The organism is Pseudomonas sp. TE24901 (assembly GCF_054058375.1).
In genome coordinates, this window is record NZ_JBSSAF010000002.1 from 531,764 (window position 1) to 543,549 (window position 11,786).

The following is an 11,786-nucleotide window of genomic DNA, read 5'->3' on the forward strand; positions in this document are numbered from 1 at the left end:
TATCAGTCCCTATAAAAGAACAACCTGTGGGCCATGGCGGATGGGATTTTGCTTCGCCAGACGGCGATCACCTTGGCGCTGTTGTTCCGGTATTGCGCCAACTGTGCCTTGAACCCGATATTACGTTGATCGGCGCGTTTCAAATGCCCACTGGTATAGGCGGTTTTTGCAACCGTCAAGCTGGTGTAGTGAAAGTGGGCATACCACAGCACGTATCCGGTATCGCTGTCGCGGATTGCATATTCGCTGAGAAAGTCTTTGGCGTTTGTCGGTTCGCGTTCCTTTACCAGCCCGATGTTCACCGCTTTTTCGTGCCACAAATAGTCCACGATAGCCACCGTAGGCGCCTGCTTTTTGTAGCCCGTGATGCGGTATTGCTTGCCGGCAGCCTTCATTTGCACTGCTAGGGTTCGCCATTGATTGGCCGTAAGGGTCGTTTGATTGGAGGGGGCGGTGTGTTCCAGTTCTGTGGCCAGCGCCTCAAGCTTATCTGCCTCTGTCGTCAGCATGAATTCCCAATCTTTCGGCACCTTTTCGTCCCGCAGGATTTCGTCACGGTCCATTTGATTGAGTTCACGCTGTATCGTGCTTTCAATGCTCTCGCGCTTGGCTGCGACATCCTGTGCTGCGCTGGTGATTGCCCTGGCCGAACGAGCCAGTCTGGGCGGCGGCGTTTGAGTCGGGCCCTCTTCGATTTCCACGTAAACACCTTCTTCGGCATGTTCGTGGAATCGCTCGATCACTTCGCCGTTGGAGGGGTCGACAATTTCGATGAGTTGCGCGGTATCTCCTGGTGCAGCCTCTCGCAGATCGCCGACCAACGTGCCGCGGCTGCGCGTTTTGAATACCCGCTTGGTGGCGGGCTTTTGCCTGATGGCTTTGGGCGGTTGGTAGATAACCTTGTCTTCTTCGCTGTCTATGATCAGTGTTTTCAGGTCATTTTCGGCGCTTGCTCGGCCTTGCGTGATGTTGTCCAGAAAATCATCCAGGTACTGCGTACGAATGCAGGTCGGGTTCAGCCGCTTGAGGTTCTGCCCAATATGCTCGGCAGCGGTATAGCGGTCCACGACGGACCCGAGCACATCGATTCGCTCGGTCGTGCTGTAGCCGCGGCTGGTGGTCATCTCTATGTGAGCCGAAATGGTCGGGCGTAAGCGTATTTGCTCAAATAGATGGAAGAACAACGCTTCGATACTGTTTTGTGCGAGAGGAACACTGCGGTCAAGGCTGAGTTCTTGAACAATATCGATGCCCATTAAGCGTGTATTGTCCGGCAGATATTTTTCCGGCTGCGATAGCCGTGCAACCAGGTCGTCCCGGAAGCTCTTGCCGAAGGCTGATGCTCGGGCCATCTCGTCGAGGAGTTGTTCCTGGATGATTGACACGGCAACGATTTGATCATGGTAGGCGCGTGAGGTTTTCAGATCTTCCATCAACGCCTTGTAGTCTTCAGGCTCTCCCTGTTCGAGTTTGTCGTAAGCGATCGTGAATCGTTGTGTTGCGCTCATTCCACGACTGAACACCCCCGAACCCAGGCCGAAATGGGCCAGTTGGGTTCGCAGCGTGTCTTGCTGATCCCACAGGGCAAAAAAGTGAGTCGTGTGCTCGCGGTCATTGTTGGTTTGATGGTCGACAGCCTTGATGTCGTTAATCACACTGATGACGTCCCTGTACGCCTGGGTCGCCTTGGCCGACTTCTCCCGGTAATTGATCAGGCTGATGCTGTAGAACGATCGCTGTTCCTGTGTCCTGTTCAGCTCCAACTGATAAGTGGGCGCTATCCGGGATTTCTGCTCAGTGGTTGCCGCATTCCAGATCGCCCAAGTACGCGTCAGCTTGCCGTTTTGTGTGGTGTATTGGGTTCTCGCGGTGTTTAAGGTGGCCAACGCGACAGTTTCATCGGTCACGCATTGCACAAGTGTTTGTTGCAGCTCGGCCTTACGGCTATTCAGCGCAGCGACCCTTTCGGCGTTGGCCTTACGCGCCTCGGCCACGCGGTTCTTTCGTCCACCGCCTATCAGTCGCAACCCTTCGTCGAGCGTCCAGTGCCCTTGGCCGTCGGTCCTAAGCTTGATCCCCGGGCGGTCAGAGTGCTCAGGGTGAACCACATACGCCTCGCCAAAACCGGGCACCACACTGACTTGAAACAGCCGGCCCCTGACGCTGGCGTGCCAGGTTGCGCCGATACGGTAAAGGCCTTTGAACGGACCGGTTGCTGTCGGCGGGGGTGGGTTTTCGGGCCAGTTGACGCGTATCTTGAGCAACTGCTCAAACAGCCGCGCTCGTGAGGCTTCGCGGGCGGTGGACAGGTTGAAGTCAATCAGCGTGTGACCACTGCCGGGTGGCTGTGAAGGCAGGCCGACAGAACCTTGCCGAACACGGGGTGGCGTGGCCTGCTGCGTTTGCGAGGTGCGGCGCAGGGGGGCAAGTGCCACCGGGCGTTGTCGGGTCTCACTCAGAGGGCGACTCGTTACGCTCGCGCCGGCATGTACCAACACCAGGCCGAGATTCAATAAAAGGTCGACCCATGCGAGTTCCCGCGCTTGCGGATCACTGCTTTCCAACGCCGGAATATCCTGCGCCAGCCCTGAGGCGATTTGCAGCATCCAACCCACCAGCATGGCGGGGCCCCTCAATAAAGGCAGCAGCAACGTATTGAACAGTAGGCCGGCGCCTTCCAGGAGGCTGGCCCAGCGGCTTTCGCGGTTGGACACCGATTGGCGGTCAGCCACTTCAACCAAGGTCCTGGCGTAGCTGCCGAACAGATACTGCATCAGGTTTCCCCTGCTCAGCGATTGCAACACCTCGGACTGCGTCCCGCATTTTGCCAAGGTCACAGGCTCGGGGATTTCCGGGGTATCGAACTCCATGCCGATGCCGATTCGCACGTAATGGGGTTGCTGAAACCCGCCGTTGTCGTACACCGCCCGGGCACCGTCCGATAGCCACGTCAGCGCGCTTGCCTGCAGTGCTCCGGGTAAGGCGATGGCTTGCATCAACGCCTCGCGGGTGCTGAATTGCATGAGTACCGGTAAATACTGTGGGCGATAGAGAATCACCGGGCCGGTGGTACAGCCTTGCTCTTCGATCAAGAACATATCGGTCACGTGATCGGGCGCCGCGCCTGGCTTTCTCAAGAACCCCAGCGTGTGGATGACGATGTCTTTGTCGTCCACTCTACGGTCCGCCGCCGTGCTTTTGACCACCGCCGCCACCCTTCGATAACCTTCCCATGTCATCCCCGACTGCTGCCTTACGGCCAACTCCAGCGCGGTCATCGGCAAGTGAACGCGCAGCTGTTGGGCAAACAGGTTTTCGCGCTCACGCGACTCCTTTTCGTCGTTAAAAAATAGACGTTCAAGCAAGGCCGGGTAGACCGCTCCGATGTCAGCCCGAGTAACCAGGCCTTCGACATACTCGGGCGTGAGCCACGTAGCGAGTGCCTGGCCGTCCAGACTGCGCAGGGTCAGGCGACCGTTGGGTTTTCCTGACAGATTTTTCAGTGCCAGGTCCGTCAGCGTCATCCTCACGTGTTCGATGTAGCTGCTACCGATGTCTCCCACCGGTACCGCATAGGTCAGCTCCAACGCGTCAACGTTGTAGGTTGGCCCGGCGGGGTGATCCGCAACCATCAACGCCTGCAGCGTTTTGGCCGCAAAGGAACGAAGCCCGTCAATGCCCTCGAGGAAGCTGCGACCGTGGGTGCGCTTCTTGATGTTGGCTAATTCCACCAGATGACGGGAGTACGCACTGCGTTCGGCGGGTGTACCTTGCGCAAGCCAGTCGGGTAACGCCGCTTGCAGTTGGGTGAGTGGCAGCGATGCACCGATAGGTACATTGAGTAATAGCGGGGCGGGGTCCATGACTCGGTCGTAAAGCGCCTCCAGTGCCTCTATGCCAACCTTGGCCGGCAGCTGCAGGGCTGTCAGGTTTTCAAGTTGCTGATTTAAAATCAGTGCTGCTTGGGTGTCGAAAATATTGCCGTCAGGTTCGAAGCGTTTCCACACGATCTGTTCAGCTTGATAGCGGCTTTTTATGGCGTTCGACCAGGCGCCGCCGAATGCATCGACGGTCGGGTAGGTACGGATGTTGCCTGATACGCCGCAAGAAACTACGCAGGTGCCTTGGACGAGCAGCAATTCGCTTGCCTGAACGCTGACCCGCAGGTCGCCCTGAATAAGCGTGGTTTCCAGGGTGTACGCATGAATGGTTTCACCCGATAGGTTGAGCGTGCCGCGCTCGCGATTGTCGGGGTAATCCAGCACGTTGTTGAGGAGTTGCAGGTGTTCGTCGGTCAGGTCACTGCTGCGCTGGACGCTGTTGCGCAATGAGGTGCGCAGCAGGTCGCCCATCCACTGCCAGCGACTGATTCCTGTGCTGCCGTTTTGTTGCCAGAAGTCCGCCAGCGCGCTCTGCAATTCAATGAATAGAACGACGGGGAGTTCGTTGATCAGCGCGCCGATCACGTGGATGTCGATTGGCACGTTGTTGACGGTGATGCGTTTTTGCGGTGTGCCGCTGTTGCACAGGTAATACTCAGACGCGTGCTTGTCCGAGAAATCGGCGGGCACACCGGTTGCCAGAAAATCAAGGGCAACGTCGATCAAAGGTTTGAGGTTCCAGGCTCCAGGGCGGCTGGGTTCCGCCACGCGCAAGGTGGCGGTGTCTACTGGCAGGGCCGGGAATTTTTCCTGAATACTCTCGTGCAACCGCTGGGACACGACTGAGCGAAGCGTCGGTCGCGCGGTGAATTGGGTATTGACCGCTTGGGCCAGTACCTTGCTCCAAAGGAGCGGGGAGGGAATGGTAGCCACAGGTTTAGTCCTTCTGAGGGAGGTGTTCAGGCCATGCCTGATCGCACCCTCAGAAAACCCTATGTTCGTACCCGGGAGGCGGTACTGGAGTAGTTCGTCTTGCCGGCGCACTCAAATGCTTTCAAGTGCGCCAAAGCAAGCGCGTTTAGAGCGAGTCCACGCTGACCCAGCGCTCTTCCTTCGCGGCGACACGAATCGCCGTCGCCAATCGCTCCACCGCCCAGGCGACTTCAAAGTCAGTGCCATCCCTGCCTTGCCCCGCCAGCGCCATGATCAATTCCTGAACCTCCAGGGTCTTCAATTCGTTGTAACCCAACTGATGCCCCGCCGCCGGGCTGAACGCCGCGTAGCCGGGCAGGGCGGGACCGGCGAGCAGGCGCTGGAAGCCGTCTTGGCCGACACGGCACAGGCGCAGTTCATTCAAGCGCTCCTGATCGAAGGCCAAGGTGCCCCGGGTGCCGCTGATCTCGAAACTCAGGTGGTTCTTGTAGCCATGCTTGAGCCAACTGCTGCTCACCGTGCCGCGGGCGCCATTGGCGAAGCGCAGCAAGGCGTGCACTTGGTCGTCCACGGCGATGGACTTAAGCTCGGCGCTGCCTTTAACGGCCGGGCGTTGGGCATGCACGGTTTGTGTATCGGCGCACACGCTGACCACATCTCCCACCAGGTAACGCGCCATCGACAGTAAGTGGCTGCCCAAGTCTGCAAGAGCGCCGCCGGCGTGTCCGACTTCGCAACGCCACGACCAAGGTGAGGCAGGGTCGGCCATGAAGTCTTCGCTGAACTCACCCTGGAAGCTGATGATTTCGCCCAGGTCGCCGTTGGCGATCATTTGCTTGGCCAATACGATCATCGGGTTGTGCTGATAGTTGTAACCCACCCGCGTGACCACCCCGGCTGCGCTGGCGGCGCGGCGCATGGCGTCGGCTTGTTCCAGGCTGACGGCCAGGGGTTTTTCGCAGTACACCGCTTTGCCCGCGGCAATGGCGGCCATGGCCATGGGGTAGTGCAAATGGTTGGGCGTGGTAATGGCCACGACGTCTACAGTAGGGTCGTTGACCAACGCTTGCCAGTCGCCATGGGCCTGGGCAAACCCCCAGGCTGTGGCGCAGCGCTGGGCGCGCTCGGTGTCGGCATCGGCCAGGGCGGCCAGCCTGAGGGATACTGGCAGTTCGAACACCGCCCGGGCGTTGTTGAACGCCAACGCATGGGCGCGGCCCATGAAGCCTGTACCGATCAGGCCGATTCCGAGTTCACGCATAGCCGTGGTCCTTTGAATTATTGTTTTCAAGAACGCTATTAATGGAATAAAAATTCCCATAATTCAATAGATAGAATAAAAATTCATTTGTGTGCGCTGATCAGCGTGACGAATGCCGCTATATTCAGCTGCGGATGAATTGCCATCAGTTAACAAAAGATAACGTAGCGCCGATTGTCAGACGATTCCAAAGCCCGATAGGATGGCCGCAGCTTCCTCCAGGCGCTCTAGGTTGCAGGTTTCACGGCCCAGGAAGGCAGGCAATAACAATAATAAATGGGAGAAAGGTCTATGAGTGAGCCTGTCATGGGTTGGGTTGTTTGCCGCCCACGCGCCGCACGCAGGGTTGCGTTGCTGGCCACAGCGCTCTCGCTGCTTGGCGCCGTCGCGTTGCCGACCGCCGTCCAGGCCGCCAGCGATACCCCCGCCGCAGCTGTGTTTGCGATTGAATCCCCCAAGGCCGCCAAGGGCCTGATGATCGACGTGGTCCACGCAGGCAAGCGCCTGGTGGCGGTCGGTGATCGCGGGCATATCCTCTATTCCGATGACCAGGGCGCTACCTGGACCCAAGCCAAGGTGCCCACCCGCCAACTGCTCACCGCCGTGTTCTTTGTCGATGACAAACAAGGCTGGGCCGTGGGCCATGATGCGCAAATCCTTGCCAGCACCGACGGCGGCGCCACCTGGACCCAGCAATACCAAGACCTCAAGCGCGAAGCCCCCTTGCTCGATGTCTGGTTCAACGATGCCAGCCATGGCCTGGCGGTCGGCGCCTACGGTGCGTTGATCGAAACCACCGATGGCGGCAAGACCTGGGAAGACGTCAGCGACCGCCTCGACAACGAAGACCAGTTCCACCTCAACGCCATCGCTCACATCAAGGACGCCGGCCTGTTTATCGTGGGCGAGCAGGGCAGCATGTTCCGCTCCCGCGACGACGGCCAGACCTGGGAAAAACTCGAAGGCCCCTACGAGGGCTCGTTGTTTGGCGTGATCGGCACGGCGCAAGCGCAAACCCTGCTGGCGTATGGCTTGCGCGGCAACCTCTACCGTTCCACGGATTTCGGCAGCACCTGGGAGCAAGTTGAGCTGAACGCGGCGCGGGGAGCGCTGGAGTTTGGCTTGTCGGGCGCCACGTTGTTGGATGACGGCGCCATTGTCGTCGTCGGCAACGGCGGCAGTGTGGTGGTCAGCCACGACGACGGGGTGACGTTCAGCGTGTTCAACCGGCCGGACCGCATTTCACTTTCGTCCGTTACGGCGGCAGGCAATGGCAACTTGATTCTGGCCGGGCAGGGTGGCGTTCGCGTGGCCACGCCGACCGGCGCCGAACCGACAAAACAATAAGAAGGCGGGGAAAGAATGAGCAGTCATCACAACGATAAAGCGACCTTTCTTGAGCGCCTGATCTTCAACAACCGCCCGGCAGTGATCGTGATCTGCCTGCTGGTGAGTATCTTTCTGTTCTGGCAGGCGACGTTGATTCGCCCGTCCACCAGCTTTGAAAAGATGATCCCCCTCAAGCACCCCTTCATCGAGAAGATGATGGAGCACCGCAATGACCTGGCGAACCTGGGCAACACCGTGCGCATCTCGGTGGAGGCCAAGGACGGCGACATCTTCACCAAGGAGTACATGGAGACCCTGCGTCAGATCAACGACGAGGTGTTCTACATCAACGGCGTCGACCGCTCGGGTCTCAAGTCACTGTGGAGCCCCAGCGTGCGCTGGACCGAAGTGACCGAAGAAGGCTTCGCGGGTGGCGAGGTGATCCCGCAGAGCTACAACGGTTCGCCGGAAAGCCTCGATCAACTGCGCAACAACGTGCTTAAGTCCGGCCAGGTCGGGCGCCTGGTGGCCAACGACTTCAAGTCGAGCATCGTCGATATCCCACTGCTGGAGTCCTACCCGGACCCGCAGGACCAGGGCAAGTTGCTCGCCCTGGACTATCAGAAGTTTTCCCACGAGCTTGAGGACAAGATCCGCACCAAGTTCCAGGAACAGAACCCCAACGTACAGATCCACATCGTCGGTTTTGCCAAGAAAGTCGGCGACCTGATCGATGGCCTGATCATGGTGGTGCTGTTTTTTGGCGTTGCTTTCGTGATCACCCTGGTGCTGCTGTACTGGTTCACCTGGTGCATCCGCAGCACCATCGCCGTATTGATCACCACACTGGTGGCGGTGGTCTGGCAACTGGGGCTGATGCACGCTGCCGGTTTCGGGCTGGACCCGTACTCGATGCTGGTGCCGTTCCTGATCTTCGCCATCGGTATCTCCCACGGCGTGCAGAAGATCAACGGTATCGCCCTGCAATCCAGTGACGCCGATAACGCGTTGACGGCTGCGCGGCGCACATTCCGCCAGTTGTTCCTGCCCGGGATGATCGCGATCCTGGCCGATGCCGTGGGTTTTATCACCCTGCTGATCATCGACATCGGCGTGATCCGCGAACTGGCCATCGGCGCCTCCATCGGTGTGGCGGTGATCGTGTTCACCAACCTGATCCTGCTGCCAGTGGCGATTTCCTACGTCGGCATCAGCAAACGCGCCATCGAGCGCAGCAAGAAGGACGCACACCGCGAACACGGCTTCTGGCGCCTGTTGTCGAAGTTTGCCAGCCCGAAAGTCGCCCCGGTCTCGATCCTCCTGGCCCTGATCGCTTTCGGCGGCGGCCTCTGGTACAGCCAGAACCTCAAGATCGGCGACCTCGACCAGGGCGCGCCGGAACTGCGCCCGGACTCGCGCTACAACAAGGACAACAACTTCATCATCAGCAACTACTCCACCAGTTCCGACGTGCTGGTGGTGATGGTCAAGACCAAGGCTGAAGGCTGCTCGCGCTATGAGGCCATGGCGCCCATCGATCAGTTGATGTGGAAGATGCAGAACACCGAGGGTGTGCAGTCGGCCATCTCGCTGGTGACCGTGTCCAAGCAGATGATCAAGGGCATGAACGAGGGCAACCTGAAATGGGAAACGCTGTCGCGCAACCCTGATGTGCTGAACAACTCCATCGCTCGCGCTGACGGCCTTTACAACAACAATTGTTCGCTGGCGCCGGTGCTGGTGTTCCTCAACGACCACAAGGCCGAAACCCTCGACCGCGCGGTGCACGCGGTGCAGGACTTCGCCAAGGAGAACAACAAGGACGGCCTGGAATTCATCCTGGCTGCCGGCAACGCCGGGATTGAAGCGGCCACCAACGAGGTGATCAAGGAATCGGAACTGACCATTCTGATCCTGGTGTACCTGTGCGTGGCCACCATGTGCATGATCACCTTCCGTTCCTGGGCGGCCACCCTGTGCATCGTGCTGCCATTGGTGCTGACCTCGGTGCTGGGCAACGCACTGATGGCGTTCATGGGCATCGGCGTCAAGGTGGCGACCTTGCCGGTGGTGGCCCTGGGCGTGGGGATTGGCGTGGACTACGGCATCTACATCTACAGTCGCCTGGAAAGCTTCCTGCGTGCCGGTCTGCCGCTGCAAGAGGCGTACTACCAGACGCTCAAGTCCACCGGTAAAGCCGTATTGTTCACGGGCCTGTGCCTGGCGATCGGCGTGTGCACCTGGATCTTCTCGGCCATCAAGTTCCAGGCTGACATGGGCCTGATGCTGACCTTCATGTTGCTGTGGAACATGTTCGGTGCGCTGTGGCTGCTGCCGGCACTGGCGCGGTTCCTGATCAAGCCGGAGAAGTTGGCGGGGCAGAAGGGCAATTCGCTCTTCGCGCACTGATCGATTTAGACCATTGCCGCAAGGCACGGCGGGGGAATTGACCTATCATGTGTCTTTTCCCCCGCAGTGACTTCACATCATGACCGACGCAGCACCAGACCTGAGCAAAGCCCTCAACGACAGCGACATGCTGATCATCAACGGGCTGCACGCCTTCGACTTCACGTTTGACCAGCATCTGCTGATCGAAAGCATGGATGGCCGGGAACTCAAGCGTTGGAAGTTCAGTCCAGAACAACTGAATGCCGCCACCTTTGACGACAGCTTGCAGAGCTGGCTCTTGAACAACGAAGACGGGGAGCACCGTCTAGTCTGTTTGAGCGCGATCAAGGGCGACAATAACAACGACGAGGACGAAGCGGATGATGATGCGTAAATTCTGGCCCCTGCTGATGGCGGGCAGTGTCGGTGCCATGTCGGTGCAAGCAGCCCCGGCTGACACCTACGAATTGCTGGTAGGCAGCTACACCGCCGGTACCAGCGAAGGGATCTACCGCCTGCAATTCGACAGCCGCACCGGGCAGTTCAGCGGCAAGCCGGTGCTGGCGGCCAAGGCGGCCAACCCGTCGTGGCTGACGATCTCCAAGGACCAGAAGCACCTGTTTGTGGTCAACGAGAACGGCCCGGGCCAGAAAGACCCGGTGGGGCGCGTCAGCAGTTACAGCATCGACCCGCAGAACCACCAACTCACCTTGATCAACCAGGTGCAGAGCCTGGGCAACGAACCGACGCACTCCAGCGTGGCTCCCGATGGGCGTTACCTGTTCGTCGCCAACTATTCGGTACTGGAAGACCCGGGCGGCAGCCTGGCGATCCTGCCGCTCGACGCCAATGGCAAGTTGTCGGCGCCGGTGCAGTTGAGCGGGCACCCGGCCAGCCGCGTGAACCCTGAGCGCCAGGCGTCCAACCATGTGCACTCGGTGGTGTCTTCGCCAGACGGCAAGTACGTGTTTGTGCAGGACCTGGGCGCGGACAAGGTGTTTGCCTACCGTTACGACCCCAAGGCCAACCATGAACTGCCGCTGACCCCGGCCAACCCGGCGTCGGTTCAACTGCCTCCAGGCAGCGGCCCTCGTCATCTGTTGTTCAGCGCCGATGGCAAGCATGCCTGGTTGACCACCGAGATGAGCGCGCAGGTGGCGGTGTTCGACTACAACGACGGCAAGCTCAGCCAGACCCAACTGGTGGACTTCGCCGCTGGCCAGCCGGTGTCCGACAAGGCCGGTGCGGCGTTGCATGCCTCCAGTGACGGCAAGTTCCTGTACGTGAGCAACCGTGGCACCGCCAACCAGATGCTGGTGTTCAGTATCGATCCGGCCACTGGGCACCTCAAGGAGCTGCAGCGCCGCACCGTGGAAGGCGACCACCCGCGCGAGTTCAGCCTGGACCCGAGCGGCAAGTTTTTGCTGATCGCCAACCAGAAAAGCAATGAAATCGTGGTGGTCGAACGTGACCCCAAGACCGGCTTGCTCGGCAAAACCGTGCAGAAATTGGCCATCGATGCGCCCAGCGACCTCAAGTTCCTGGTGCGTCAGTAAGCCGCAGGCCCCGTATTGCGGGGCCTGACCCTTTCTATTAATTCCATTAATAGCGGCTACTGTTTCAAAGCATTTCTAAGGTTCAACCCTCGGGCGTAAGTTTGGTTCCAAGGCCTTCACCGGCCACTCAACCAGACGAACACAAGGGTTACCGACATGAATTTGAACCTCTTCTCGATCATCGCCGCTTCCGCCGTTTCCGCCACTGTTGCTCTGCCTGCCGCCGCCAGCGTGGAAGTCACCGGTAAAAAATCCAGCACCAGCGCCTACACCCAGAAATACCTGCAACAAAGTGCCAACTTCTACGCTGCCCTGGATCACAAAACCCAGCAGTGAGCTAAACATCACCTGAATCAAAAGTGGGAGCTGGCTTGTCGGATCGCCGCACCGCTGCGATGCAGACAGCTCGGTGTGTCAGTCATACCGAGGTGGGGC

The 11,786-nt window shown here is 59.2% G+C and carries 7 protein-coding genes; 5 read left to right on the forward strand and 2 right to left on the reverse strand.

The window, feature by feature from the left end:
- Positions 1-2 precede the first annotated feature (2 nt).
- Both ACVWVP_RS06105 and ACVWVP_RS06110 read right to left on the reverse strand, forming a co-directional pair.
- Entirely contained in the window at positions 3-4,814 is a 4,812-nt protein-coding gene (locus ACVWVP_RS06105) for a dermonecrotic toxin domain-containing protein (protein ID WP_457404724.1), read from the reverse strand.
- A gap of 145 nt (positions 4,815-4,959) precedes the next feature.
- Positions 4,960-6,075, reverse strand: a complete 1,116-nt coding sequence (locus tag ACVWVP_RS06110; RefSeq protein WP_259171638.1) for a Gfo/Idh/MocA family protein — start codon at positions 6,073-6,075, stop codon at positions 4,960-4,962.
- Between the two features lie 306 nt (positions 6,076-6,381).
- Here ACVWVP_RS06110 and ACVWVP_RS06115 point away from each other — a divergent pair, with 306 nt between their 5' ends.
- The 5 genes from ACVWVP_RS06115 (at position 6,382) to ACVWVP_RS06135 (ending at position 11,687) form a co-directional block, all read left to right on the forward strand.
- Entirely contained in the window at positions 6,382-7,422 is a 1,041-nt protein-coding gene (locus ACVWVP_RS06115) for a WD40/YVTN/BNR-like repeat-containing protein (RefSeq protein ID WP_457404781.1), read from the forward strand.
- Between the two features lie 15 nt (positions 7,423-7,437).
- Positions 7,438-9,813 carry an efflux RND transporter permease subunit gene (locus ACVWVP_RS06120; protein ID WP_457404726.1) on the forward strand — a complete coding sequence of 792 codons (2,376 nt, stop codon included), beginning with the start codon at positions 7,438-7,440 and terminating at the stop codon, positions 9,811-9,813.
- Positions 9,814-9,892: 79 nt separating this feature from the next.
- Positions 9,893-10,189 (forward strand): DUF5629 family protein, encoded by a 297-nt coding sequence (locus ACVWVP_RS06125; protein ID WP_259171637.1) that lies wholly within the window; start codon positions 9,893-9,895, stop codon positions 10,187-10,189.
- Entirely contained in the window at positions 10,176-11,351 is a 1,176-nt protein-coding gene (locus ACVWVP_RS06130) for a lactonase family protein (RefSeq protein ID WP_457404729.1), read from the forward strand. The genes ACVWVP_RS06125 and ACVWVP_RS06130 overlap by 14 nt, the downstream gene beginning before the upstream one ends.
- 156 nt (positions 11,352-11,507) lie before the next feature.
- On the forward strand, positions 11,508-11,687 hold the full coding sequence (locus ACVWVP_RS06135; RefSeq protein ID WP_010210027.1) for a hypothetical protein: 180 nt from the start codon (positions 11,508-11,510) through the stop codon (positions 11,685-11,687).
- Positions 11,688-11,786 lie beyond the last annotated feature (99 nt).

Excerpts from the sequence above, each read along its gene's own strand:
- ACVWVP_RS06110 (WP_259171638.1), bottom strand. The coding sequence starts at position 6,075 with ATGCGTGAACTCGGAATCGGCCTGATCGGTACAGGCTTCATGGGCCGC.
- ACVWVP_RS06115 (WP_457404781.1), top strand. The coding sequence starts at position 6,382 with ATGGGTTGGGTTGTTTGCCGCCCACGCGCCGCACGCAGGGTTGCGTTG.
- ACVWVP_RS06120 (WP_457404726.1), top strand. The coding sequence starts at position 7,438 with ATGAGCAGTCATCACAACGATAAAGCGACCTTTCTTGAGCGCCTGATC.
- ACVWVP_RS06125 (WP_259171637.1), top strand. The coding sequence starts at position 9,893 with ATGACCGACGCAGCACCAGACCTGAGCAAAGCCCTCAACGACAGCGAC.
- ACVWVP_RS06130 (WP_457404729.1), top strand. The coding sequence starts at position 10,176 with ATGATGATGCGTAAATTCTGGCCCCTGCTGATGGCGGGCAGTGTCGGT.
- ACVWVP_RS06135 (WP_010210027.1), top strand. The coding sequence starts at position 11,508 with ATGAATTTGAACCTCTTCTCGATCATCGCCGCTTCCGCCGTTTCCGCC.